The sequence below is a fragment of the Phenylobacterium sp. genome (assembly GCF_004297125.1).
In the GTDB taxonomy this organism is placed as follows: Bacteria; Pseudomonadota; Alphaproteobacteria; order Caulobacterales; family Caulobacteraceae; genus Phenylobacterium.
The window spans coordinates 46,262-69,321 of record NZ_SCVD01000012.1 but is presented as its reverse complement, the minus strand read 5'-3'; the positions used below and the strand labels follow the sequence as shown (position 1 = coordinate 69,321).

Sequence of the window (23,060 nt, the reverse complement as noted above, 5' to 3'; positions counted from 1 at the left end):
CCTCAGATCTTCGCGAGCCAGGCGCGGAGCGGCGCGCCGGTAAGCTCGGGATCTTCCAGACCGCGGCGGATCTCGCTGTTGCGCGCGAGATCGAAGGCGGTCAGGCCGGGATAGGCCTTGTACCAGACGTCGGTGAGTTGCTGGCGGCGGCGCAGGAACGCCTTGAACTGCTCCTCGCGCTTGGCGCCCTGGAACAGCAGGAAGCTGGTGGTCGGGTAGCCCACGCCGTTGGAGAATGCGAGGTTCAGGCCGAACGCCACCTTGTTGATGAAGTCGTCCATATAGGCTTCCAGCGAGCCGTCATAGTTGCTGACGAATAGCACCCGCTGGCCGCCGTCGATCACGATCCAGCGGGCAAAGTGGATGGTCCCTACCCGGGCTAAGCGGCCGCGCTTGTAGAGGTGCTCGGATCCGAAATTGATCAGCCAGAGCGCCGCGGCGACCACCGCGGCGCGGAAGCCGCCCGGCTTGATGGTCCCAATGGCGGTGAAGGGGTTGGAGACATCGTGGTCCTCCAGCGCCGCGATCCGCTGCTGGCGCCGCCGGTCCGATGGCGTGGTGATCTCCGGGTCGTTCGTCTCGCGCCAGCGCAGGACCCCCAGCAGCACCGGCGCGGCGATCAGCAGGAGGGGCGCGGCGATGGCCAGGATCACGACGCCCGAGACCAACGACCAGAGATGGCGGCGTTTCCAGGCGGCCGGGGTCGGCGCTTCCGGGGTAAGGGCCGGGCCATGGTCGCGGGCGTATGTGCGCAGGCGCGCGTGAAGGGCCTGCGCGGTCACCTCCCCTTCCGCCATGGCGCGGCGCAGCTCGCCGGACAGCGCATCCCGCAGCGCGGCCTCCTCGCGTACCTGCCCCACCGTCCGTCCTGGCCAGTTGCGGTAGACCGCTTGGGGCTTGACCAGATGCGCGTCCATCCAGGCCCTCAGGTCCGTCGCCGGGCCGAACCCGTCGCAATGGCTGAAGATCCGCCGCAGACCCGCCCCGGCCCGCGTGGCGAGCTCATCGAGGAGATCGGTCGCCTCGCCGTCGCAATCGACCATGAACGCCAGGTAGGTCGGCAGGTCCGTGACGGGTGCGCCGAACGCGGCGAGATCCTCACGCGTCTCGTCCTCGAGCACCACGAACCGCGCCACATGGATGGCCGGAAAATCGCCGAATGGCGCCAAGGCGTTCTGCGGATCGGCAAGGCCAGGCAAGCTGTTCATGCCGGCCAGCAACACCCGCAGGGGCGGTACGGACTGTCGGCCCACCGGAGCGAGCACCAGGAACTCCGACTGAGGGGTCATGGCCTTCGGGCCCCTCCCGCTAGAACTCCAGCGCGAAATCGATCAGGCGCGCCTTATTCCAGTAGACCTTGCCGAGGTAGAGGCCGGGCTGGATCATCCGGATCTCGTCGCGGATCCACTGAGCCACAAGCGAGGTTTCCGAGTAGTCGAGGACGATGCACTCCCGGTCGTCGAGCCAGCTCTTGTCCTTGTAGACCCGGGCCACGATGGCGTTGACGCCGAACGGCAGGATGCGGTTGCGCAGCACACCGGCCTGGCTATCGAACACCTTGCCTTGCCAGGCGAAGATGTTGACCATCTTGGCGATCTCGTCGCTGAAGTCCGTGCCCGGCGCGATGATCGCGGTGCCGTCCGCCTGGCCTTCGGGGATGGGGCCCGCCTCGAGGCCCTTGAACAGGGTGTCGAGATCCGCCTGCGACGTCTTGAGAAGCTGTGCGACCGTGTAAGCCATGGGCCGTCTCCCGGCATGAGGCGGCGCGCGCGCCGAGCTGAACCTTACCAAAGATGGAGTGACTCACAACGCGTGATTGCAGCGGTTCTACAGGGGCCGGGACTTCCGCTGGCGGGCTCGAGGGTTGGACGGGCGAGAGGCTGCCGGCGAACCGCACTGGATGCCCGGCTTCCTTTCGCCGCCGAGGCCGGCGGAGCGGGCCGCCGCGCTCGGCGCCAGCGGCGCGGGCGCCGGGTTTGCGAAGGAGCCGCCATCCCCCGCTGGGCTGTCGGTCCGGCAGAACCGGCGCCGTCGGGATAGATGGCGCGTATCACGTCGTCATAGGTGGCGCTGCGCTGGCCGCGGACGACCGAGCGGCAGACGAACAGGGTGATCGGCAGCGCGAGGGCCAGGAAGAGCGGCACGACCGCGCGGAAAGCGTCGGAGAGCTGCTGAAAGAAATGCTCCATCACGGTTCGAACCACAGCAGAGGATTGGTCAGTCCGCCGGCCCGGACGGCGGCGACGGTGGCGTCTTCCAGCGAGTGCGGATCATAGGTCTTCAGGCCCTTCATGCGAGCCTTGGCGGATAGCGAGATCTGGTCGAGATCGTTCGGGCCGTCTCGCCATTTCGCCCCGATGAGCCGCAGGGCGAGCGCGCCCAGATCCATCTTCTCGGGATCGAAGTCGGCGGTGGGATCGGTCTTCGACGCCAGCCACTGGACCTGTTCGGCGTCCAGCGCCAGGCCGGCGCGCGCGGCGCCTTCGGCGATCCACAGCAGCGGGGCCAGGCTGACCGGACTGGCGCCGCCGCCCCCGATCGAGCCATGCACGCCGGGGAACCACTGCTGCTGATAGGGCCGCAGGCCATAGGCCACGCCGGCGGCGCGCGCGTTGACGTTCAGGTCATCGACGTTCGTCCACAGCGTCGGCGCAAAGGTCTCGCGGCGTTCATCCAGGGCCACCGCATGGCGGGCCGAGCGGACGAAGCGCGAGAGTTCAAGGTCGTGAAAGGCGTACTGCTCGTCCACCAGGTCGGCGAACGGCAGCTTTGGCGGAATGCCCAGGGAGCCCACGGTGTCCCACACGCCCAGGTACTGGATCCAGGCGCATTTCTCGGGGTCGGCCGGGACCAAACTGTCTGGATCCTTGGGGTCGAAGGCCTTCTGGCCGACGAAGGCTTCCGAGACGGGATGGGCCCAGAGTTTGTGAAAGTGGGCGACCTCGGCCAGCCAGGCGTCGACCGCGGCCTTGGCGGCGCCCTTCGGCGGCCGGGCGCGATAGAGGTCTATGGCCTCGGGGATATGGCCGCTCGCGTCCGCCCGCAGGATCCAGAACTGGCGCAGGAGCCCCGCCAGGCTACGCACCGTGTAGGCGCCGCGGCTGAAACCGAAGAGGAAGATCCGGTCGCCCACCTCGTAGTTCAGGCACAGGAATTCGTAGCTGCGGGCCAGCTTGTAATCGAGGCCCTTGCCGAAGGCGCCGCCGATCAACCCGTTCAAGGTGTCCAGCGTGCCGGTGCCGACGCCGACGCCATCATCGTAGCGGATCACCTGTTCGGCGCCGGTCGTGGTCCGGCGCAAGGTGGCCCGCGCGAGCCTCGCGACATTGGTCGGATTGGGTTGGCCGAAATTCTGCCAGGTGCCGTCGCAGAAGATGGCGATATGCTTCATCGTCCCTCCCCCTGAACCAAGTCTTCTGGGCGCTGCCTTTGGCGCTCCAAGACGCTTTCTGCGTGGGCGTCCGGAACGATGCGCCCCCTCCGGGACCCTGTCTAGGTTGCATCGGCGCTCGTCGGCGTTGTGCTGCGGCGATTCAGAGCCTAGCGTTCATCGACCAGGGGTCTCGAACAGGCGTACGCGATGCCGATCAACCGCAGGTTCTTCTTCGACAGCGTCCGCTCGGCGCCTTTTTCCGGAAGGCTCGCGGCCAAACAAGTCGAAGGGCTTTCGGCCATCCTCGATGTCTGGGAGTCTTCGTCGGAACAACGGGACGATCGTTGGCTGGCCTACATGCTCGGGACGGCTTTCCATGAGACCGCCACCACCATGCAGCCGATCCAGGAGTACGGCGGCAAGGCGTACTTCACCAAGATGTACGACGTGAGCGGCGCCAATCCGGCGCGCGCGCGCAAGATGGGCAACACCGAGATCGGGGATGGTCCCCGCTACTGCGGTCGCGGCTACGTGCAGCTGACCTGGAAGTCCAACTACGCCGCCATGTCGCCGATCGTGGGCGAGGACCTCGTGGCGCACCCGGAAAGGGCTATGGATCCGACGATCGCCTGCAAGGTGATGTTCCACGGGATGGTCGACGGCGTGTTCACCGGCAAGCGGTTGGAGAACTACTTCCTCGGCGCCACCGAAGACTGGGTGAATGCGCGCCGGATCATAAACGGCCTAGACCGCGCGCCGCTTGTCGCCGGCTATGCGCGAAATTTCTATTCCGCCATGAGCTACACAACTTAGCCGGGGGCGCGGAATCCAGCCAGCGCCTTGACCACATGTTGCTGGGATGAGACGCTGAACGTCGTTCTGCCACAGCCGCAGTCACCCGGAGCTTCCGTGAGCGACGAGCAGGAGTTAGCGGCCGCCAAGATCGGGCGCGATGCCTGGACGGCCGAGTGGCAGACCAAGGCCCGCCCCTTCATGACCCGCGTGATCGTCGTGCTGGCGGTCTTTTTCTTCGTGGGGAGTTTCGCTCAACTGATCTGGCTGAACTGGCACATCGCCCACCCGCCGACCATCCCGCCGGGCCTGCTGCTCGACAGCGCCTCCTGCGCCGCGCCGGGCAAGCCTGCGATGCCGTCGGCGGACTGCCTCGAACTTCAGCAGCGCAGGGCGCTCCTCCTTCTTGAGGAAAACATCGTGAGCCGGCGCTATCATCAGTCCAACGCCATCGTCATGTTCAGCGTCTGGTCGCGCTACCTGGGCTTCGTTACCGGGATGATCCTGGCTTTCGTGGGCTCCGCCTTCATCCTCGGCAAGATGACCGAGCCTTCCACAACCGTCTCCGGCGAGGGGGCTGGGATGAAGGCCGCTCTGAGCAGCACCTCGCCGGGCCTGGTGATGTCCTTCCTGGGCGTGGTGCTCATGGTCGCCAGCATCGTGACCCTGCACAGCCTCAGCACGAAGGACGGTCCCACCTACCTCGGCTGGGGCGTGCTGACTGCCGATGAGGCCACGCCATCCGGCGTGAAGCTGAAACCCGAGAGGGAGACCGAGGATGGACCGACCCCGCAAGAGTAGGCTCCGCCTGGCCGCGAGGCTCTGGCTGGTCGGGGGGCTCGTGGCGCCGGCTTGGGCGCACGCCCAGGGGCTGAGCGCCGACCAGCTGCTCAGCCGGGGCGACCAAGCCTATGGTTCCAACTGCGTTCGAGCCTCGAAGTATTATTACGCCCTGATCCAGAAGTTCCCGGAGCGGCTGGACGCGCAGGGCACAGGGCGGCTCCAGGGACTGATCGCCGGATGCGAGCGCTACCCGCTCGGCGCGCCGGGAAACGACGCCAAGTTCGACGATACGACGGGACGGGCAGCGGCCTGCATCGCTTACGGGGAGGTCGCCGTCGCCGAAGCGCGCGCAGCGTCCTCGATGGCGCGATGCCGCACCGACGGTCCTCGCTGGTCCACGTCCATGGCGGAGCACGTCAACTGGTGCATGGCCCCCGATGTTTCCCGCGCGCAGGTTCGGTCTGAGCGGGACGAACGACGCAAGCATCTCGATCAGTGCGCCTTCAAGTGACCCCGATCGAGGAAGGCCGCCTCGGCCTTTTGCGTCACGCCTCCGTTCAGGGCCGGTCCGGCGAAACCTCGATCAGGTCGGTTCGCCCCTCGATTCGCAGGAAGCTGTAGTGCGTGCCGAGCTTGAGCGGACCGAAGGCGGCAGGGCGTACGGCAGGGCAAGTCACCGCCAGCCGGACGGTGCGGGCGTAGGTGTCACTGAACTCCCGGCCGGGCTTCAACTTCAATGCACGCGGCGGGGCGGCGTCGGCGGTCAGATTGCAGCGGAGCGTCTGGCGGGTGTTGTTCTTCAGGTAGAGTTTGGCGCCAGGCAGGGCTTGCGACCCCGCCGTCCCGGGCGAGACGAGTAGGAGCGCCAGGGCCAGTAGGGCGGCGCGCACTACGGCCTCGGGGGCGGAGGGGCGACTTCCACCAGCTGGGGTGTACCCGCGACGCGCACGAACACATAGCGCTTGCCCAGCAGCAGCGGGGCGTAGGCGGAGCGCCGGATCGCGGGGCAGGTTAGAGCCAGGTCCGGATAGCTGCGGAACTCGTCGGCGAACTCCTCGCCGGGCGCGAAGGTGAGCCGCCGGCTCGGCCGGCCGCTGACGGCGAGCGTGCAGTCGAGGCTGTCGCGGGTGGTGTTCTTCAGCGCCAGTCGGGTGGCCCCTATGGCGGCCGGTCCCCGGTCGATCGAAGCCGCTTCGCCGGGGACTTCCATCTTCTGGGGCGCGGATGCGACCTCCGCGGCTTCCGGTGAAGGCGGGGGCGGCCGTCGGCGCGTCGCGGACGGGGCCGCGTCCTGCGCGAACGCGAACCCCGGCGCTGCGACCGAGACCACAAGCGCCAGGGCCAGAGCCAGGGCGGGATGGTAGGTCATGGCTTGTCCTCCTTGTCGCCGGCGCCCCGGTCGCTCCGGCCGAGGATGTAGCCGGCGATCGTGCCGAAGAGTCCCAGCACCGGTCCGATCTGCTCGGTGGTGTACGACGAGGAAACCACCAGCAGAGTGCCGAAGATGATGATCACCACCACATAGACCCGCAGCACGTCTTCGGTGGCGGGTGTCTTGCGGGTCATGAACAGCAGGGAGCCCAAGGCTACCAGCGCGAAGCCGATGATGACAAAGGTGAGCGTGAACTCGTCGTCGAAGCGGAACGAGCCGACCTCGGCGTGCTGAAGGGCCTCGCTAGGCGACATCGTGGCGGGCGGCTGCATCGACGGTGGCCCTTGAGCGGCGCCGCAAGCTTCGGCTCCACCCATGGTAGAGTCAAGGAGGCTGAGCGAACGGGGGTCGCTGGGCGTCAGGGTTCTGGCTTGCCGAGCGCCGGCCTTGAGTGCGCGCCAAAGGATTTGAAGCCGGCGCCGCAACGCGTCGCACGCTCGCCGCAAATCAGAAGGCGTTGGCAACTGCTGCGATGGGCCGGATCGCGAGGATGGAAAGCGAACAGGATGTGTCTAACCCTGACGGACGGTTAGACATTGCGAGGAGCAAGTAGGTGTTCTTCCCCACCTTTTTCCGATGCGTGGCGGACAGGGTGGGATTCGAACCCACGGTGGGCTCTCACCCACGGCGGTTTTCAAGACCGCTGCCTTAAACCACTCGGCCACCTGTCCAGCGGCCGGCTTCTAGCAGGCGCGCGGTTCAGGCTCTACAGGCTCTAGTCGGTCTTCTCCACCTTCGCCGACAGGCGCGGCCGCACGTAGGCGTGGCGGCTCATGCGGATGTCGTCCGACAGGAATATTCCGAACGTGGGCTCGTAGTTGTAGATCACCTCGGTGAGGATGACGCTCTCGTTCGGCCGCAAGTAGCCGCTGGGCATCGCGGGGGAATTGAGATCCTTGTAGTCCTTCGACGACGACCAGTCGGTTTTGACCGAGCCGTTGTTGTCGGCGCTCATGCTGGAGACGCGCTGCTGAAGCCTCGTCGTCGGGAAGGGGTACATCATCGCGACACTGGCGCCCAAGATGTCGTTCATGTCGGCGGTGGTCACAACGCGGTTGCGCGCGGTGATATCGGCCATGGTGGCGGCGATGTGCGAGACCTTGCGCTGGGCCACAAAGGCCTGCAGCGCCTCGGCTGCGCCGATGTGGATCATGAACAGAATGGGGAAGATCAGGGCGAACTCGATGGCCGAAGCGCCCGACCGGTCCGCCCCGAGGCGGCGCAGGAGAGTGATCATTCGAAGGGCTCGTTCTTGAAGGCGACCCTCGATGCGAGTGTGACCTCGAGCGGACCGCTGCGCTTGAAGGCCGTGGCCACGAAGGGGCTCATGAGGGGCCATTTGTAGTTGGCCTTGACCAGGATGATGTCGCTGGGGCCGCCCTTGTCGAACTGGCCCAGCGGCTGCGAGGTGGCCGCAGCGCCGGCGGTGGCGAAGCTCGCGTAGCGCTGGACGCTGACGACCAGGCGGTCGCGGCAGGAGGTGAGCGCGCCGCCCAGACGGCTGCAGATCTGATCCTCGAATGCGGAGGCCGAGTTCGCGGCGTCGTCGCGACCGGTGCGGATGCGACGGGATGAATCGATGACAGCGTTGTCCAGGCCCGTGCTGATCATGCCCAGCACCCCGACCTCGATGATCGAGAGCAGAACGAAGAACAGCATGGGCGCGATGAGCGCGAACTCCATCGCCGAGGCGCCGCGCTCATCCCGGCGGAAGGCCCTCACGGAGCCAATATGCGCCTTGATCTTGAACATGCCCCCAGCCTCGCGGGGTTAGACCAACATCCGGTTGCAAAACAGGGTGAATAGAACTTAACGATCCTGGATAAGGAGAGATTATCCGTCCTGCGATATTCACAGTCATTAATAACAACAGTTCGCAGGATAGATCATGCGCAGGTCAGGCTTCACCGGCATCGGGCGGCTGGTCCAACGCTTCGACAACCGCGGGAACGTCGCGATCGTGGCGGCCCTCGCCATGGGCCCCCTGTGCGTGGCCGGCCTGGGCGCGATGGATCTGGCGCGCGCGACGACCGCGAAGATGGAGTTGCAGGACGCCCTGGACGCGGCGGCCCTGGCGGCGGCGCGGACGACCGCGACGACCGACGCGGAGCTGAAGGTCGCCGGCGACCGCTTCCTCGGCCAGAACCTGGGGCTGGACGAGGACAAGGAGCTCGACAGCACGTCCTTCACGTTCGGCGAGAACGGCAACGTCGTCGCCTCGGCGCGGCTCAATCTCCGGCCCTATATCGCCGGCATGCTGAGCAACGGGACCATGGCCATCGAGGCCTCGACCGAAGTCGTGCGCGCGAGCGTGAAGGTCGAGATCGCCCTGGTCCTGGACACCACCGGTTCGATGACCGAAGGCACCAAGCTCGCCGACATGAAGAAGGCGGCGAAGGAGTTCGTCACCAAGATGGAAGACGCCTCGAAGAAGAGCGTCGAGCCCGATGCGGTGAAGATCTCGCTGGTGCCCTTCTCCAACACGGTGCGGGTCGACGAGACCGCCTATCGCACCGCCACCTGGATGGACCAGAGCGGCGTCTCCCCGATCAACGACGAGATCTTCACGACCTCGTCCGGCACCCAGCACGGCAACCGCTTCACCCTGTTCTCGACCCTGGGCACGAGCTGGCGCGGCTGCGTCGAGATGCGCAAAGCGCCCTATGACGTGCAGGATACGGCGCCCTCCACCGGCACGCCGGCGACGCTCTATACGCCCTACTTCGCGGTCGACGAGCCCGACGGCAAGACGTCCGGGTACGGCAGCGACTACCAGAACGACTACGTCAAGGACGGCACGAACAGCAACGACTGGCGCGTGCGGCAAGGTTCGATCACGAAGTACGGCGGTGCGAAAAACGGGTCGCTCAATACCAGCTTCGGCCCGAACCGCGGCTGCGGTCTTTCCAGGATGCGGCGGCTGTCCACCAGCTACCAGGCCATCCGCAACGACATTGAGGCGCTGAACGCGGACGGCAACACCAACATCCCGATCGGCATGGCCTGGGGCTGGAACACCCTGTCACCCACCGGCCCGTTCGCGGACGGCGTCGCCTACAACACGCCCAAGCATCAGAAGATCGTCATCCTGATGACCGACGGCGAGAACACCATCGCCCAGCGCGACACGCCGAACGACGGCACCTACGCCGGGACCGGCTACATCTGGCAGAAGCGGTTGATCCGTTCCAACGGCGCGGCCCTGACGAATGGCGCGTCAACGGAGGAGCGGACCGAAGCCCTCGATTACCGCCTGAGCCTGCTGTGCACGAACATGAAGGCCAAGAATATCGAGATCTACACGATCCGCGTCGAGGCGGGTTCCAGCGAGCTGCTGGAGGCGTGCGCCACGTCTCGCGACAACTTCTACAACGTCAAGAACTCCACGACCCTGACGGCGGTGTTCGAGAGCATCGCCGGCCAGATCGCGGCCCTGCACCTCTCGCGCTAGGCCGGGCTTCCGACACACCTCCAGCGGGCGGCTCCACAGGTATGGGGCCGCCCGTTCTCGTATCTGGGGCGCGTCGCTGGGGCGGTCGAGCTTGGGTCCAGGCCCGGGGCTGGTGTATGCGCGCGCATGGCTTCCGACGAGATCCTGGTCGACGCACGCGGGCACCGCTGTCCGGTGCCGACGTTGCGGCTGCGGCGTGCGCTTGAGACCGCGCCGGCCGGGACGAAGGTGCGCCTGCTGGCCGACGACCCCCTCGCCCGTATCGACGTGCCGCACTTCGCCGCCCAGATCGGAGCGCAGGTGCTGGAACAGGCGGAGCTTCAAGGAACCTTGAGCTTCCTGGTGGCGAAGACCTAGCCCTGCAGGCCGCCCAGGTCGGAGGCCAGGGGCACGCGGCGGCGATGGACGGCGATTTCCACCTCCGTGGCCAGGGCGCCGCCGAAGAACACCGCATTCACGTTCCACGACAGCCAGATCAGGAAGATCACCACCGTGGCGACCGAGCCGTAGGTGACGCCCAGGGACGCGATGTCCTCGACGTAGTAGCCCAGGGCCCAGGAGGCGAAAATGCAAAGCGCCGCGGCCGTTGCGCCGCCGAGCAGCGAGGCCCGCCAATCCACCGGCTCGCGCGACATCGCCCAGCGGTAGATCAGCGCCATGCCCAGCGTCATGCCGACGCTGGCCCAGGTCCACTCGCTGTACAGCCACAGCGCGCCGCGCAGGGGACGCAGACCGAAGGTCTCGCCCAGGATCCGGAAGCCGAAGAACACCATCGACAGGATGGCCAACGCCGCGAGCGCCGCGATCAGGACCGCGAGCGCGATCAGATTGAAGCTGAGGAAGCCCCGGGGCTTGTCCTCATCGTGGATGAACGACAGCCCAGCCAGCAGCGCCTTGAAACCGCGGTGCGACGCGTAGCCGCCGATCACCAGCGCGACGCCGCTCTGCACCGACACCGTCTCGGGCGGGGCGCGCGACAGGCGGAGCAGCTCGCTCTGGAAGATGAGCCGCGCGGCGTCCGGCATCACCCTGGCCATGGCCTCTCCCTGGGCGGCCACCTGGGCGGGGTCGGACAGCAGGCTGTAGAGGCCCATGACGATGGCGAGCGCCGGGAAGATCGCCAGCATGAGGAAGAACGAGACCCCGCCGTTGTAGAGCATCACGTCGCGGCCCCAGAGCCGCGACAGCGCCTTGCCCAGCACGGTGAGACCGAGCCGCACACCGTGGATGGGATCGAAGTCCCGCGCGCGGAGGCGGCGGATCAGCTGGGATACGGTCATGCGCGCGGAAGTAGGGCTCGACTCAAGGTCCGGTAAGCCTTGGCCCAAATGATAACGGCGCGCCACCCGGGTTAGTAGGTGGCGCGCCGCCGATGGGCGTGTCGTTCCATCCGGGCCGGCCGCCGCTTCGAGGGACGGGAGAGCGCGACAACCGATCCGAGCCTCAATTTGCGGTTCGGCGGCTGAACCGCGCCTGAACGGGACCTTCAGGTAACACGTTCGATCAAGTCGTTGTTGCAGTTGAGCTTAGGCCATCGCTCCAGCGCCCTGAAGCGCGCCGATTTCGCTGTCCGAAAACCCCCAGTCGCTTAGCGCCTCGCGATCGTGCGCGCCGATGGCCGGCGGTGGCCCCTGGACTGCGCCGGGCGTGGCCGAGAAGCGTGGCGCGGGCGCGGGCTGCACGACGCCGCCGATCTCGACGAAGGTCTGGCGCGCGGCGTTGTGCGGGTGCTTCGGCGCCTCGTCCAGGTCCAGCACCGGCGCGAAACAGACGTCGGTGCCGCCCATGATCCCGGTCCACTCGGCCTGGGTCTTCTGGGCGATGACGTGGGCCAACTTCCGACGCAGCTCGGGCCAGGCCGACCGGTCGTGCTGTTTCTGGAAATCGGGGTCGTCGATGCCGGTCTTCTCCAGCAGCAGGGCGTAGAACTGCGGCTCGATCGACCCGATCGACACCCATTTTCCGTCGCTGCACTGGTAGGTGTCGTAGAAGTGGGCGCCGCCGTCGAGCATGTTCGACCGGCGTTCCTCCTTCCATATGCCCGCGGCCTTGAAGCCGTAGAACATGGCCATCAGCGAGGCCGCGCCGTCGCTCATGGCGCAGTCGATCACCTGGCCCCTACCGGTCTCGCGCGCATGGATCACGCCGGCCAGCAGGCCGAAGGCGAGGTAGAGGGCCCCGCCCCCGAAGTCGCCCACCAGGTTCAGCGGCGGCACGGGCTTCTCTTCGGTGCCGATGGCGTGCAGCGCACCGGTGATGGCGATGTAGTTCATGTCGTGGCCGGCGGCCATGGCGTAGGGGCCGGTCTGGCCCCAGCCCGTCATGCGGCCGAACACCAGCTTGGGATTGCGCTTCAGGGCGACCTCGGGGCCCAGGCCTAGGCGCTCCATCACGCCGGGCCGGAAGCCCTCGATCACCGCGTCGGCCCCGTCCATCAGCTTCAGGCAGGCCTCGACCGCCTCCGGCTTCTTCAGGTCCAAGGCCACCGAGCGGCGGCCGCGCGAAGTGATGTCGGACGGCGCGCCGCGGCCCTGCCCCTTGCGGTCGATCCGGACCACGTCGGCGCCCAGGTCGGACAGCAGCATTCCGCAGAACGGGCCCGGGCCGATGCCCGCGAACTCAACGATCTTCAGGCCGGTGAGCGGACCTTGGCGCATGCTGTTCTCCCTAGCTTTCTGCGCGCGACGCTAGGCGCCTTGCCCTTCGGTCAGCCAAGCCGTCAGCCGCCGCCGGGCAGGGACTGGCCATCGTCCACGGTGATCAGGCTGCCGGTCATGGCCTTCGCGGCGGGGCCGGCCAGCAGCAGGAAGGCCTCGTCCAGGTCCGAGGCGTCCATCAGCCGGCGCCGCGGGAAGCCCTTCAACTGCTTCTGCCCGCCCTCGGTCGGCCACCACGCGTCGTTGATGGCGGTCTCGATGTAGCCAGGCGCCAGGGCGTTCACGGCGATCCCGCGCCGCGCCCATTCCCGCGCCAGACTACGGGTCAGCATCGCCACCGCCGCCTTCGACCCGCAGTAGGCCGACAGACCCGGCAGCACCGTGTGGCTGGCGATCGAGGCGATGTTGACGATCCGGCCCTCCACCCCGGCCGCGATCATCCGCCTGGCCGCCTCGCGGGCGGCGAAGAAGGTTCCGCGGACGTTCACATCGAACGTGGCGTCGAAATCCTCGATCGAGATGTCCAGCGCCAGCCCCTCCCCGCCGATGCCGGCGTTGTTGACCAGGACGCCGATCGGACCGAGTTCGGCCTGGACGACGTCCAGCGCGGGACCGATCGCCGCAGCGTCGGCCACGTCCAGCGCCAGGGCCATGGCCCGCCCGCCGCCGGCGGCGATCTCGTCGGCCAGGGCCTGGATCTTGTCGACGCGGCGCGCCGTGACCGCCACGGCCGCCCCATGGCGGGCCAGAAGGCGGGCGAAATGGGCGCCCAGCCCGCCGCTGGCGCCGGTGATCACCGCAACCATCCCCGTCAGATCCACAGCCAAGACGCATCCTCCTGCGACAATGAAACTCTTCCGCAACCTGCCCGCAGGTATGGGACATACTCTTCCGGCCCTGTGCGATTCCGTGCTTAGGACAGATCAGGGCGGTATTGGATGGGGATATGGCGGCAGGCGTCCAAGCGCGAGTGCTGATCGTCGCTCGCGACGATTCCGCGGCCGGCCCCTTGGCCGAGGGGCTGGACCGTCTTGGCTGGCGCACGGTCACCGCGCGCAGCGAGGCCGCGGCCTCGGCGGCCCTCTCCGACCTGCAAATTCAAGCCGCTATCGTCGACCTTGCCGAGATGGACGAGAGCGCCGTGGGTCTCGCCGGCCGCCTGCGCGCCGCCTGCGCGCCCCGTCATCTGCCCATCATGGCCATGGGCGCGCTGGACCCCTTCCAGAAGGACCACGGCTACGACCTGACCCTGGCCGCGCCGCTGCATCCGGCCCAGGCGGCCATGCGGCTCGAATCGCTGGTCCGCACGGCGGTGGCGGAGGAGGAGTTCGAGGTTCGCGTCGAGACCTTCTCCGAGCGCGGCCACGTCCTCGATGCGCCGGAAGCCGACCCGTCGCCGTTCCGCGTGCTGGCGATCGGCGAACCCGCCCCGCAGTTCCTGGCCCTGTCCAACGCCCTGTCGCGCAATGGCGCTGAGGTGGTGGGCGCGTTCACCGCCTTCACGGCCTTCGACTATCTGCACGAGCGGCCGTTCGACGCCGTCGTGCTGTGGGCCGGCGACAACCCGCACGAGGCGCTGTCGATCGCGGCAGGCCTGCGCCGCAACACACGACTCTATCACACGCCCGCCCTGCTCTACATGCGAGGCGAGTCGGCCGTGACGGCGGCCGAGGCCTATCATCGCGGGATCTCGGACGTGGCGTCGCCAGAGACTCCCGAGAGCGAAACCGCCCTGCGCGTGGTCGAATTGGCGCGCGCCTTCCGCCGCCAGAAGTCGGTCCGCGCCGCGCTGGAGCAGGCGCGCAGCTCGGGCCTGATGGACGCCGCCACGGGCCTCTTCACGCGCGACCTGTTCGCCGGCCACCTGATGCGCCTGGCCCGCAGCGCCCGCGAGCGCAACCGGCCGCTGAGCGTATGCATGCTGAAGGTCGCGGAGAAGGCCGATCTGGCCGCGCCGCGCGCCGGCGGCTGGGTGGCTCGGGCCGTGCCGCAGATCGGCTCGATGATCGGCCGCCTCGTCCGTGTCGAGGACACCGCCGCACGCCTTGCGCCGGAGGTCTTCGCCCTGGCCCTTCCCGCGACGCCGCTGCACGCCGCGCGCTCGGCCGGTGAGCGGATCGCCGCCGTGATCGGCTGTACGGCCTTCGAGGCCGGCCAGGGCGCCACGCCCTTCGTCGTCGAGTTCGATCTGGGCGTCGCCGAGGTGGCGTCGCCTGAAAGTGTGGGTTACGCCTTGGAGCAGGCGGCCGCGATGGCCCACACACGCAAGGCGAGTTGATGCCCCAAGTAACCCTGGGCGCGATGCCTCCAGGCGCCGGCTACTGGACCTACCTCATTCCGCTCATCGTCCTCGGCGTCGTGATCCTGCGCAACGCGCGGGCGCGGAAGCTGCGCATGGAACGGCTGTGGATCTCCCCGGCCATCATCATGGTCATGGCGATCCTGGCGTTCAGCCAGAACCCGCCGCCCGGCCCGATCGGCCTGGCGCTCGACATCGTGGCCGTCGGCCTGGGCGCCCTGCTCGGCTGGTGGCGCGGCCGGGCCAGCACCTTCACCGTCGATCCCGAGACCCATGTTGTGACCAGCAGAGTCTCGCCCTTCGGCATGCTGCTGATCCTGGGCATCTTCGGCCTACGCTACCTGCTGCGCGGCGCGGTGTCCGGCGAGTCGTCGATGCTGCACCTGTCGGCCGCCGAGGCGACGGACAGCTTCCTGCTGCTGGCGGTGGGCGTGGTGTCGGCCCAACGGCTGGAATGGTGGATCCGGGCGCGCCGCATGGTCGCCGAGGCGCGCGCCGCGATCTCCTAGCCGGCTACTTCTTGGCGGGCGCGGCCGCGGGCGGCGGGCCGAACCGCTTGACCAGGTTCTGGTTCACGGCCTGGATCTCCGCGCCGCGTTGACTCAGCTCCGCGCCGCAGCGCGTCAACTCGGCCTGCACCGCCTGGGGCGTGTTCATTGTCTTGCCCTGGGCGGCCATGATGGCCTCGATCCTGGGCAGCGGCCCGCGCGAAGCCACCCGGCCCATGTAGTAGAAGACGCCCCGGGCGGCACTTTCCCTCTGGGCCGGGTCTCGGGAAACCGCCTGCAGCACCATGATGCAGCGGGTGTCGGCGACGTCGCCGGCGGATTGGGCGGCGGCGGGCGACGTGGCGCCGGCCAGGACGGCGGCGGCCAGGGCCAGGGCGGCGTAGCGCATCGGGTCTCTCCTCGGATCGCGCGGCGGATGCGCCCGACCCCATTTTCAAATCGCTAGGCCTGCGCGGCGAGTTTCGCCAGCTCGGCCAGCACTTTCTCGGCGGCGTCGAGACGCTGCTTCGGGGTTTCCCACTCGCCCTTGACCACGACCTTGTTGTCGGGGCGCACGCGCCAGGCGACCTGGTTCTTGGCCACAAACTGGACAAGGCCCATCGGGTTCCTGAAGTCGTCGTTGCGGAAGGTCACGACCGCGCCCTTCGGACCGACGTCGATCTTCGAAACGTTGGCCTCGCGGCAAAGGCCCTTGATCGCCACGACCTTGAGCAGCTGGCCGGCTTCCGCGGGCAGCGGCCCGAAGCGGTCGATGAGCTCCGCGGCCAGGGCCTCGCGATCCTGCGCCTTCTCGGCCTCGGACAGGCGGCGATACAGCGACAGCCGCACGTTGAGGTCGGGAACGTAGTCCTCGGGGATCAGCACGGCGGCGCCGGTGTTGATCTGCGGCGACCAACCCCGGTCGGCCACCTCCTCGGCGCCGGCCCGGGCGCGCAGCTCGCCCACGGCGTCCTCCAGCATCTGCTGGTACAGCTCGACGCCGATCTCCTTGATGTGTCCCGACTGTTCGTCGCCCAGCAGGTTGCCGCCGCCGCGAATGTCGAGGTCGTGGCTGGCAAGTTGGAAGCCGGCGCCCAGGCTGTCCAGCGACTGCAGCACCTTCAGGCGCTTCTCGGCCGAGAGTGTGATCTGCTTCTCGGCGGGCGTGGTCAGATAGGCGTAGGCCCGCGCCTTGGACCGCCCCACCCGCCCGCGCAGTTGGTACATCTGCGAGAGGCCGAACATGTCGGCGCGATGGATGATCATGGTGTTGGCGGTGGGGATATCCAGCCCGCTTTCCACGATGGTGGTCGACAGCAGCACGTCGTACTGGCCGTCGTAGAAGGCGGTCATCACCTCCTCGAGCTGGGTCGGGGCCATCTGGCCGTGGCCGACCACGAACTTGATCTCCGGCACCTGTTCGCGGAGGAACCGCTCGAGCTGCGGGAGGTCCGAGATCCGCGGCGCGACGAAATAGGCCTGGCCGCCGCGGTACTTCTCGCGCAGCAGGCTCTCGCGGATGACGACCGGATCCCAGGGCGTGATGTAGGTGCGCACCGCCAACCGGTCGACCGGCGGCGTGGCGATGATCGACATCTCGCGGATGCCGCTCAGCGACATCTGCAGCGTCCGCGGGATCGGCGTGGCCGTCAGCGTCAGCATGTGCACGTCGGCGCGAAGCTCCTTGAGCTTCTCCTTGTGCTTCACCCCGAAGTGCTGCTCCTCGTCGACGATCACCAGGCCCAGGTTCTTGAAGCTGACCTGCTTGGAGAGCACGGCGTGGGTGCCGATGACGATCTCGATCTCGCCGTTGGCCAGGCCTTCGCGGGTTTCGGCAGCCTCCTTGGCGGTCACCAGCCGCGACAGGCGGCTCACGCGCACCGGCCAGCCCTCGAAGCGCTCGGAGAAGGTCTTGAAGTGCTGGCGGGCGAGCAGCGTGGTCGGGGCCACGACCGCGACCTGCTGGCCGCTCATGGCCACCACGAAGGCCGCGCGCAACGCCACCTCGGTCTTGCCGAAGCCCACGTCGCCGCAGATCAGGCGGTCCATCGGCCGGCCCGCGCCCAAGTCCTCCAGGACGTCGCCGATGGCGTTGAGCTGGTCGTCGGTCTCCTCGTACGGGAAGCGCGCGCAGAATTCGTCGAACAGGCCGCTGGGCGGCTCCATCGGGTCGGTCTGTTTGGTGGCGCGCTCGGCGGCGATGCGGATGAGGCCGTCGGCCATCTCCCGCAGGCGTTCCTTGGCCTTGGCCTTGCGCGCCTGCCAGGCCGCGCCGCCCAGGCGGTCCAACTGCACGCCCTCGCTGTCGGCGCCGTAACGGGTGAGCAGGTCGATATTCTCGACGGGCAGGTAGAGCTTGGCCTCGCCGCCGTACTGGAGCTCAAGCGTGTCGTGCGGCGCGCCCTGGACGTCCAGGGTCTTCAGGCCCTCGTAGCGCGCGATGCCGTGGTCGATGTGGACGACCAGGTCGCCGGGCGTCAGGGCCGAGGCCTCGGCCAGGAAATTGGCGGCGCGGCGGCGCTTGCGGGGCCGGGCCAGACGGTCGCCCAGGATGTCGGTCTCGGAAATGACCGCCAGGCTGTCGGTCTCGAACCCGGCGTCCAGCGGCAGCACCACGCGCTGCGGCTTCTTCGGGTCGGCGGCCCGAGCGGCGTCCCAGTAGGCGGCCAGCGGCAGGCTCTTTAGGCCATGGTCGGCCAGCATATGCATCAGCCGGTCCGACGAGCCGTCCGACCAGGAGGCGAACAGCACGCGCTTGCCGGCGGCCGACAGCTTGTTGGCGTGGTCGACTGTGGCCTCGAACAGGTTGACGCTGTCCAGCTTGCGCTCGGCCGAGAAGTTGCGGCCGGCCCGCGCGCCCATGTCGATGACCGCCTCGCCCTCGGCCTCGTTGAAGGCGGAGAACCGGCGGGTGGCGCGGACCTTCAGCGCCTCATCCCACTCAGCCTCGTCCAGGTAGAGCCGGGTGGGCTCCAAGGGATGGTAGTGGGTCTTGCGCTCGGTGCTGGCGCGCGCGTCGTAGGCGTCGCGGACCATGGCCAGCCGCTCGTCACGGGCCTCGCGGGCCAGGTGGTCCAGGGCGATGGCCGTGGCGTCGGGCAGGTAGTCGAAGAGCGTGGCCAGGCCCGGGTAGAACAGCGCCAGATAGTGCTCCATCCCGGCGCGGCGGCCGCCTTCCGAAATGGCGGCGTAGAGCGGGTCGTCGCCGGGAGCGCCGAAGGTCTCCAGATAGCCGGTGCGGAAGCGACTGACTGCCGCCTTGTCCAGGAGGGCCTCGCTGACCGGCAGCAGGGACACCTCCTTGAGCTGCTTCGTCGAGCGCTGGGTCTCGGGATCGAAGGCGCGGATGCTTTCCAGGGTGTCGCCGAACAGGTCGAGGCGGACCGGTTCCTCGGCGCTGGACGGGAAGACGTCGATCACCCCGCCCCGGATCGCGAACTCGCCCTTCTCCGAGACGGTGGAGGCGCGGCTGTAGCCGTTGACCGCGAAATAGGCCTCAAGGTCGGCGATCTCGACGACATTGCCGACCTTGGCCGAATAGCTGGCGCGCTTCACCGAGGCGATCGGCGGAACCCGCTGGAGCAGCGCCGGCACAGTGGTGACCAGCAGCCGCGGCTTGGCGTCCACCCCGTCGGCGAGGCGCGAGAGCGTGGCCATCCGCTGGGCCGCGACGCCCGCCGAAGGCCCCACCCGATCGTATGGCAGGCAGTCCCAGGCCGGGAAGGCCAGCACCTCGGCGCCCTGGGCGAAGAACGCGAAGGCGTCGACGAAGGCGGAGAGCCGGCCCGCGTCCCGCGCGACGAACACCGACAGGCCTTTGCGCGCCTTGACCAGGTCGGCCATGACCAGGGCGTCGAAGCCCTCCGGAGCGCCGACCAGGTCCAGGCGGCCGGGGTCATCGGCGACCCGCCGCATCTGGGCCGGACCGGCCGGTCGGGCGTCGTCAGCCATCGCTGCCGGTCCCGTTTCCGATCGCCTTGTGAGCCTCGTCCCGGAAAGCCTTGAGTTTGCTCATCAACGGTCCGTCGAACTCGGCCGGCGTCGCCTCGCGCTCCAGGATCCAGCCGTAGAGATCCTGATCAGGAACCTCCAGCAGCGCCTCGAACTCGTCGAGCTCCTCGGCGGTGAAGGTCGAGACATGCTTGTCCGCGAACGGCCCCAGAATGAGGTCCGCTTCCCTGAAGCCTCTGCGCCATGCGCGGAGCTTCAGCTTCTTGAGCCGGGCGTCGTCACTGTTCATCGAGAGCGGCCGGATATAGAGCGGCGCGGCCCTTCGCGCCAGTCGGGTATGCTCCAAGCATGCGGCCCGAGATTCTGTTCCCGCTTTTCGCCCCGATCTCGTCCCTCAAGGGCGTGGGTCCGCGCGTGGCTCCGTTGCTGGAGCGCGTCGCGGGGCCGCTGGTGCGCGATGTCCTGTGGCTGCAGCCGCACTCGCTGATCCGGCGCACGCCCGCGGTGCTGTCGGCCGCCCTCGACGGCCAGATCATGACCTTCGAGGTGGTGATCGAGGAATACCAGCGGCCGCGCACCAAGACCCAGCCGTGGCGGGTGCGGGTCTCGGACCCCACAGGGTTCCTCACGCTCGTGTTCTTCGGCCGCTTCGCCGACCAGATCGAGCAGCGCCATCCGGTCGGCGCCCTGCGGATCGTCTCAGGCAAGGTTGAGGACACCCAGTACGGGCGGCAGATGGTGCATCCCGACTACATGGCCGCCCCGGACAAGGCAGGGGACATCCCTGAGATCGAACCGGTCTATCCCGCGACGGAGGGCCTGCCGCCCCGCCGGGTGCGCGGCTTCGCGCTGGAAGCCCTGGAGAAGGCCCCGCAGCTGCCCGAGTGGCAGGATCCGGCCTGGCTGGCCCGCGAGAAGTTCCCGGCCTGGCGCGAGGCCCTGGCGCGGTTGCATGGACCGCAGGGCGAGGCGGACCTTTCCCCCCTAAGCCTGCACCGCCGCCGTCTCGCCTATGACGAACTGCTGGCCCACCAGCTCGCCATGGCCCAGCGCAAGGCGGCCCGGCGGCGCGAGCCGGCCGCCAGGATCCCTGCGGGCGCGACGGCCGAGCGGATCCGCGCCGACCTGCCCTTCGACTTCACCGGCGCCCAGGCGCGGGCGCTGGCCGACATCCGGGCCGACTTCCAGGCGGGCGAGCGGATGAGCCGGCTGGTGCAGGGCGACGTGGGCTCGGGCAAGACGGTCGTGGCGATGTGCGCGATGGCCGACGTGGCCGACGCCGGCGGCCAGAGCGCGCTGATGGCGCCGACCGAGATCCTGGCCCGCCAGCACTATGAGACCATCTCCGGCCCCCTCGCCGTCCACGGCCTCGGCGTGGTCCTGCTGACCGGGCGCGACAAGGGGGCGGTCCGCAGGGAGAAGCTGGCCGCCCTGGCCTCGGGCGCCGCCCAGGTGGCGGTCGGCACCCACGCCCTGTTCCAGGACGAGGTGGCGTTCCACAAGCTCCAGCTGGTGGTCATCGACGAGCAGCATCGCTTCGGCGTGGCGGAACGCCAGCGGCTGCAGGCCAAGGGCGAGGCCGTCCACCTGATCGCCATGTCCGCCACGCCGATCCCGCGGACCCTGGAGCTGACCATGTACGGCGACCTGGACGTCAGCCGGATCGACGAGAAGCCGCCGGGCCGCACGCCGGTGGCGACCCGCGCCGTGCCCATGGGCCGGCTGGACGAGATCGTGGGCCGGCTGAAGGACGCCGTCGCCGGCGGCGCCCAGGCCTTCTGGATCTGCCCTTTGGTCTCGGAGTCCGAGCTGAGCGACCTGGCCGCCGCCGAGATGCGCGCCATCGCTCTGAAGAAGATCCTCGGCGACCGGGTGGGGCTGGTCCACGGCAAGCTCTCCGGGGCGGAGAAGGACGCGGTGATGGCCGACTTCGCAGACAACCGGCTGTCGGTCCTGGTGGCGACGACCGTGGTGGAGGTGGGCGTGAACGTGCCCAACGCTACGATCATGGTCATCGAGCAGGCCGAGCGGTTCGGCCTGGCCCAGCTCCACCAGCTGCGCGGCCGGGTGGGCCGCGGCAGCCGCGAGAGCGCCTGTGTCCTGCTCTACGACCCGCCGCTGTCCGAGACCGCCCAACAGCGCCTGGACATCCTGCGCCGCACCGACGACGGCTTCGTCATCGCCGAGAAGGACCTGGAGCTGCGCGGCGGCGGCGACGCTCTGGGCCTGCGCCAGAGCGGATTGCCGGACTACGTGTTCGCCGACCCGTTCACGCATCGAGACCTGATCGCGGTGGCGGGCGACGACGCGCGCCTGGTCGTCGCGCGGGATCCGGAGCTCACCAATCCACGGGGCCAGGCCTTGCGGGTCTTGCAGGAGCTGTTCGACTGGAAGGCCGGACTGGCGCTGCGCGACGCCGGCTGACGAAAATGTCGGGTTCGGCGGATGCCGTTCGACCTTGGGCGGAACCCCGCTGAAAGGAGCCTGCCGTGAAGTACATCTGTCTGGTCTACGCCGAACCCAACGCGCTCTCGGGCCTGAACCCGGAAGAGAAGGACGCGCTGGACCGCGACTCCCTCGCCTACGACGAGAAGCTGGCGCGGGACGGCCATTTCCTGGCCGCCTCGGCGCTGCAGGGCGTGAAGACGGCCCGGACCGTCCGGGTGCGCCATGGCAAGCCGCTGGTCACCGACGGCCCCTTCGCCGAGACCAAGGAGGTGCTTTGCGGCTTCATCTTCGTCGAGGCCGAAGACGCCGACGAGGCCCTGCGGATCGCGGAGGGTATCCCCATGGCGCGCCACGGGACGATCGAGGTGCGGCCCGAACTCAACTTCGGCTAGACCCGCACCATCCGCTTGCCGCGGTTCTCGCCAGCCAGCAGGCCGATCAGCGCCCTGGGGAGGTTCTCAAGGCCGTCGATGACGTCCTCCTGCACCTTGAGGCGACCGTCGGCGACCCAGGACTGGAGATCCGCCAAGGCCCTGGCGTTCTGGTCGGCGAAATCCATCACGACGAAGCCACGGAGCGTCAGGCGTTTCGTGACGATCAGGCCCGGCACGCCGCGCGGCCCGTGCGGCGGGGCCGCGCCATCGTACTGCGAGACCGCTCCACAGCAGGCGATGCGGCCGTGGTTCTTCATGGCGAACAGGCAGGCTTCGAACACGTCGCCGCCGACATTGTCGAAATAGATGTCGATCCCATCGGGGACCGCGGCGCGGAGCTGGCGCTTGAACTCCGGCGACTTGTAGTCGACCGCGGCGTCGAACCCGAGCTCATCCACCAGCCACTGGCCCTTCTCGGCGCCACCGGCGATGCCGACCACCTTGCAGCCCTTGAGCTTGGCGATCTGGCCCACGATGGAGCCCACCGACCCGGCGGCGGCTGACACGACCACCGTCTCGCCCGGCTGGGGCTTGCCGCACTCCAGCAGGCCGAAATAGGCGGTAAGGCCGGCGACGCCGTAGACGCTGAGCAGGTGCGTCTCGGGCTTCAGGTCCAGCAGCTTCGTCAGGTGCTTGCCCGGCAGCACCGCATACTCCTGCCAACCCGTGTCGGCGAACACCAGGTCGCCCGGCTTCAGATGGTCCACCTTGGAGTCCACCACCTCCGACAGGCCGCCGCCGGCCATGACCTGTCCGGGCGCCAGCGCCGCGCGGTAGGTCGCCCCCTGCATCCACGCGCGGTTGGCGGCGTCGAGGGAGATGTAGCGGGTCTTGAGCAGCACCTCGCCCTCGCCCGGCGACGGGCGCTCGCCGACGTTCAGGGCGAAATGTTCGGGGGCCAGCCTGTCGCCCTGCGGCAGCCGGTCCAGCACGATCTGGCGATTGGTCATGG

Annotated in this window: 24 protein-coding genes and 1 tRNA gene; 9 read left to right on the top strand and 16 right to left on the bottom strand. The window is 68.5% G+C overall.

What is annotated here, in order from left to right; translation table 11 throughout:
• Positions 1-2 precede the first annotated feature (2 nt).
• The 3 genes from EPO51_RS06125 to EPO51_RS06115 all read right to left on the bottom strand — a co-directional run bounded on the left by EPO51_RS06125 (position 3) and on the right by EPO51_RS06115 (position 3,391).
• Positions 3-1,289 (bottom strand): hypothetical protein, encoded by a 1,287-nt coding sequence (locus tag EPO51_RS06125; protein ID WP_293347304.1) that lies wholly within the window; start codon positions 1,287-1,289, stop codon positions 3-5.
• 19 nt (positions 1,290-1,308) lie between these two features.
• Positions 1,309-1,740, bottom strand: coding sequence for a hypothetical protein (locus EPO51_RS06120; RefSeq protein WP_293347301.1), 432 nt, complete (start codon positions 1,738-1,740; stop codon positions 1,309-1,311).
• Between the two features lie 448 nt (positions 1,741-2,188).
• Positions 2,189-3,391 carry a DUF2235 domain-containing protein gene (locus tag EPO51_RS06115; protein WP_293347298.1) on the bottom strand — a complete coding sequence of 401 codons (1,203 nt, stop codon included), beginning with the start codon at positions 3,389-3,391 and terminating at the stop codon, positions 2,189-2,191.
• Between the two features lie 189 nt (positions 3,392-3,580).
• On the opposite strand from EPO51_RS06115, the gene EPO51_RS06110 reads away from it, so the two are divergent.
• From EPO51_RS06110 to EPO51_RS06100, 3 genes are all read left to right on the top strand, one after another.
• Entirely contained in the window at positions 3,581-4,186 is a 606-nt protein-coding gene (locus EPO51_RS06110; protein ID WP_293347294.1) for a glycoside hydrolase family 19 protein, read from the top strand.
• A 96-nt stretch (positions 4,187-4,282) separates the two neighbouring features.
• On the top strand, positions 4,283-4,966 hold the full coding sequence (locus EPO51_RS06105; RefSeq protein ID WP_293347290.1) for a hypothetical protein: 684 nt from the start codon (positions 4,283-4,285) through the stop codon (positions 4,964-4,966).
• A complete protein-coding gene (locus EPO51_RS06100; protein WP_293347287.1) occupies positions 4,944-5,459 on the top strand; it encodes a hypothetical protein in 516 nt (171 codons plus the stop codon). Before EPO51_RS06105 ends, EPO51_RS06100 begins: the two co-directional genes overlap by 23 nt.
• A 46-nt stretch (positions 5,460-5,505) precedes the next feature.
• Here the strand turns inward: EPO51_RS06100 and EPO51_RS06095 are convergent, their stop codons facing one another.
• The 6 genes from EPO51_RS06095 to EPO51_RS06070 form a co-directional block, all read right to left on the bottom strand.
• Positions 5,506-5,838, bottom strand: a complete 333-nt coding sequence (locus EPO51_RS06095) for a hypothetical protein (RefSeq protein ID WP_293347284.1) — start codon at positions 5,836-5,838, stop codon at positions 5,506-5,508.
• Positions 5,838-6,317, bottom strand: a complete 480-nt coding sequence (locus tag EPO51_RS06090; RefSeq protein ID WP_293347281.1) for a hypothetical protein — start codon at positions 6,315-6,317, stop codon at positions 5,838-5,840. Before EPO51_RS06090 ends, EPO51_RS06095 begins: the two co-directional genes overlap by 1 nt.
• Positions 6,314-6,652: a hypothetical protein gene (locus EPO51_RS06085; protein ID WP_293347278.1), complete on the bottom strand. Its 339-nt coding sequence runs from the start codon at positions 6,650-6,652 to the stop codon at positions 6,314-6,316. The genes EPO51_RS06090 and EPO51_RS06085 overlap by 4 nt, the downstream gene beginning before the upstream one ends.
• Before the next feature lie 309 nt (positions 6,653-6,961).
• Positions 6,962-7,051 (bottom strand) — tRNA-Ser (locus EPO51_RS06080).
• Positions 7,052-7,095: 44 nt separating this feature from the next.
• Complete coding sequence (locus EPO51_RS06075; protein ID WP_293347275.1) at positions 7,096-7,617, bottom strand: TadE/TadG family type IV pilus assembly protein; 522 nt, start codon at positions 7,615-7,617, stop codon at positions 7,096-7,098.
• Positions 7,614-8,132 (bottom strand): TadE/TadG family type IV pilus assembly protein, encoded by a 519-nt coding sequence (locus EPO51_RS06070; protein ID WP_293347272.1) that lies wholly within the window; start codon positions 8,130-8,132, stop codon positions 7,614-7,616. The genes EPO51_RS06075 and EPO51_RS06070 overlap by 4 nt, the downstream gene beginning before the upstream one ends.
• A 136-nt stretch (positions 8,133-8,268) precedes the next feature.
• On the opposite strand from EPO51_RS06070, the gene EPO51_RS06065 reads away from it, so the two are divergent.
• Together EPO51_RS06065 and EPO51_RS06060 are read left to right on the top strand one after the other, a co-directional pair.
• The gene (locus EPO51_RS06065) at positions 8,269-9,831 is read left to right on the top strand and encodes a vWA domain-containing protein (RefSeq protein WP_293347269.1); all 1,563 of its coding nucleotides are present in this window, start codon (positions 8,269-8,271) and stop codon (positions 9,829-9,831) included.
• 126 nt (positions 9,832-9,957) lie between these two features.
• The gene (locus EPO51_RS06060; protein WP_293347266.1) at positions 9,958-10,188 is read left to right on the top strand and encodes a sulfurtransferase TusA family protein; all 231 of its coding nucleotides are present in this window, start codon (positions 9,958-9,960) and stop codon (positions 10,186-10,188) included.
• Here EPO51_RS06060 and EPO51_RS06055 read toward each other — a convergent pair.
• The 3 genes from EPO51_RS06055 to EPO51_RS06045 all read right to left on the bottom strand — a co-directional run bounded on the left by EPO51_RS06055 (position 10,185) and on the right by EPO51_RS06045 (position 13,309).
• Positions 10,185-11,111 carry a YihY/virulence factor BrkB family protein gene (locus tag EPO51_RS06055; RefSeq protein WP_293347263.1) on the bottom strand — a complete coding sequence of 309 codons (927 nt, stop codon included), beginning with the start codon at positions 11,109-11,111 and terminating at the stop codon, positions 10,185-10,187. The genes EPO51_RS06060 and EPO51_RS06055 overlap by 4 nt on opposite strands.
• A gap of 246 nt (positions 11,112-11,357) precedes the next feature.
• On the bottom strand, positions 11,358-12,488 hold the full coding sequence (locus EPO51_RS06050; RefSeq protein WP_293347260.1) for a CaiB/BaiF CoA transferase family protein: 1,131 nt from the start codon (positions 12,486-12,488) through the stop codon (positions 11,358-11,360).
• 62 nt (positions 12,489-12,550) lie between these two features.
• Positions 12,551-13,309: an SDR family NAD(P)-dependent oxidoreductase gene (locus tag EPO51_RS06045; RefSeq protein ID WP_293347719.1), complete on the bottom strand. Its 759-nt coding sequence runs from the start codon at positions 13,307-13,309 to the stop codon at positions 12,551-12,553.
• A 125-nt stretch (positions 13,310-13,434) separates the two neighbouring features.
• Here EPO51_RS06045 and EPO51_RS06040 point away from each other — a divergent pair, with 125 nt between their 5' ends.
• Entirely contained in the window at positions 13,435-14,766 is a 1,332-nt protein-coding gene (locus EPO51_RS06040; protein ID WP_293347257.1) for a diguanylate cyclase domain-containing protein, read from the top strand.
• Positions 14,766-15,296 (top strand): CcdC protein domain-containing protein, encoded by a 531-nt coding sequence (locus EPO51_RS06035; RefSeq protein ID WP_293347254.1) that lies wholly within the window; start codon positions 14,766-14,768, stop codon positions 15,294-15,296. Before EPO51_RS06040 ends, EPO51_RS06035 begins: the two co-directional genes overlap by 1 nt.
• Before the next feature lie 4 nt (positions 15,297-15,300).
• On the opposite strand, the gene EPO51_RS06030 is transcribed toward EPO51_RS06035, so the two are convergent.
• From EPO51_RS06030 to EPO51_RS06020, 3 genes are read right to left on the bottom strand one after another with little or no spacing between them, the layout of a single operon-like run.
• A complete protein-coding gene (locus tag EPO51_RS06030; RefSeq protein WP_293347251.1) occupies positions 15,301-15,684 on the bottom strand; it encodes a hypothetical protein in 384 nt (127 codons plus the stop codon).
• Between the two features lie 53 nt (positions 15,685-15,737).
• Positions 15,738-19,190 carry a transcription-repair coupling factor gene (gene mfd, locus EPO51_RS06025; RefSeq protein ID WP_293347717.1) on the bottom strand — a complete coding sequence of 1,151 codons (3,453 nt, stop codon included), beginning with the start codon at positions 19,188-19,190 and terminating at the stop codon, positions 15,738-15,740.
• A 28-nt stretch (positions 19,191-19,218) separates the two neighbouring features.
• Positions 19,219-19,515, bottom strand: a complete 297-nt coding sequence (locus tag EPO51_RS06020) for an FAD assembly factor SdhE (protein ID WP_293347248.1) — start codon at positions 19,513-19,515, stop codon at positions 19,219-19,221.
• Positions 19,516-19,574: 59 nt separating this feature from the next.
• On the opposite strand from EPO51_RS06020, the gene recG reads away from it, so the two are divergent.
• Positions 19,575-21,650, top strand: coding sequence for an ATP-dependent DNA helicase RecG (gene recG / locus EPO51_RS06015; RefSeq protein ID WP_293347245.1), 2,076 nt, complete (start codon positions 19,575-19,577; stop codon positions 21,648-21,650).
• Positions 21,651-21,715: 65 nt separating this feature from the next.
• A complete protein-coding gene (locus EPO51_RS06010; protein ID WP_293347243.1) occupies positions 21,716-22,066 on the top strand; it encodes a YciI family protein in 351 nt (116 codons plus the stop codon).
• Here the strand turns inward: EPO51_RS06010 and EPO51_RS06005 are convergent.
• Positions 22,063-23,058 carry an NADP-dependent oxidoreductase gene (locus tag EPO51_RS06005; protein ID WP_293347240.1) on the bottom strand — a complete coding sequence of 332 codons (996 nt, stop codon included), beginning with the start codon at positions 23,056-23,058 and terminating at the stop codon, positions 22,063-22,065. The two genes, EPO51_RS06010 and EPO51_RS06005, sit on opposite strands and share 4 nt — an antisense overlap.
• Between the last annotated feature and the right edge of the window lie 2 nt (positions 23,059-23,060).

Coding starts and splice junctions, on each gene's coding strand:
- EPO51_RS06050 (WP_293347260.1), bottom strand. CDS start 12,488: ATGCGCCAAGGTCCGCTCACCGGCCTGAAGATCGTTGAGTTCGCGGGC.
- EPO51_RS06005 (WP_293347240.1), bottom strand. CDS start 23,058: ATGACCAATCGCCAGATCGTGCTGGACCGGCTGCCGCAGGGCGACAGG.
- EPO51_RS06065 (WP_293347269.1), top strand. CDS start 8,269: ATGCGCAGGTCAGGCTTCACCGGCATCGGGCGGCTGGTCCAACGCTTC.
- EPO51_RS06040 (WP_293347257.1), top strand. CDS start 13,435: ATGGCGGCAGGCGTCCAAGCGCGAGTGCTGATCGTCGCTCGCGACGAT.
- EPO51_RS06020 (WP_293347248.1), bottom strand. CDS start 19,515: ATGAACAGTGACGACGCCCGGCTCAAGAAGCTGAAGCTCCGCGCATGG.
- EPO51_RS06100 (WP_293347287.1), top strand. CDS start 4,944: ATGGACCGACCCCGCAAGAGTAGGCTCCGCCTGGCCGCGAGGCTCTGG.
- EPO51_RS06125 (WP_293347304.1), bottom strand. CDS start 1,289: ATGACCCCTCAGTCGGAGTTCCTGGTGCTCGCTCCGGTGGGCCGACAG.
- recG (WP_293347245.1), top strand. CDS start 19,575: ATGCGGCCCGAGATTCTGTTCCCGCTTTTCGCCCCGATCTCGTCCCTC.
- EPO51_RS06120 (WP_293347301.1), bottom strand. CDS start 1,740: ATGGCTTACACGGTCGCACAGCTTCTCAAGACGTCGCAGGCGGATCTC.
- EPO51_RS06030 (WP_293347251.1), bottom strand. CDS start 15,684: ATGCGCTACGCCGCCCTGGCCCTGGCCGCCGCCGTCCTGGCCGGCGCC.
- mfd (WP_293347717.1), bottom strand. CDS start 19,190: ATGCGGCGGGTCGCCGATGACCCCGGCCGCCTGGACCTGGTCGGCGCT.
- EPO51_RS06035 (WP_293347254.1), top strand. CDS start 14,766: ATGCCCCAAGTAACCCTGGGCGCGATGCCTCCAGGCGCCGGCTACTGG.
- EPO51_RS06090 (WP_293347281.1), bottom strand. CDS start 6,317: ATGACCTACCATCCCGCCCTGGCTCTGGCCCTGGCGCTTGTGGTCTCG.
- EPO51_RS06085 (WP_293347278.1), bottom strand. CDS start 6,652: ATGCAGCCGCCCGCCACGATGTCGCCTAGCGAGGCCCTTCAGCACGCC.
- EPO51_RS06055 (WP_293347263.1), bottom strand. CDS start 11,111: ATGACCGTATCCCAGCTGATCCGCCGCCTCCGCGCGCGGGACTTCGAT.
- EPO51_RS06070 (WP_293347272.1), bottom strand. CDS start 8,132: ATGTTCAAGATCAAGGCGCATATTGGCTCCGTGAGGGCCTTCCGCCGG.
- EPO51_RS06110 (WP_293347294.1), top strand. CDS start 3,581: ATGCCGATCAACCGCAGGTTCTTCTTCGACAGCGTCCGCTCGGCGCCT.
- EPO51_RS06075 (WP_293347275.1), bottom strand. CDS start 7,617: ATGATCACTCTCCTGCGCCGCCTCGGGGCGGACCGGTCGGGCGCTTCG.
- EPO51_RS06060 (WP_293347266.1), top strand. CDS start 9,958: ATGGCTTCCGACGAGATCCTGGTCGACGCACGCGGGCACCGCTGTCCG.
- EPO51_RS06115 (WP_293347298.1), bottom strand. CDS start 3,391: ATGAAGCATATCGCCATCTTCTGCGACGGCACCTGGCAGAATTTCGGC.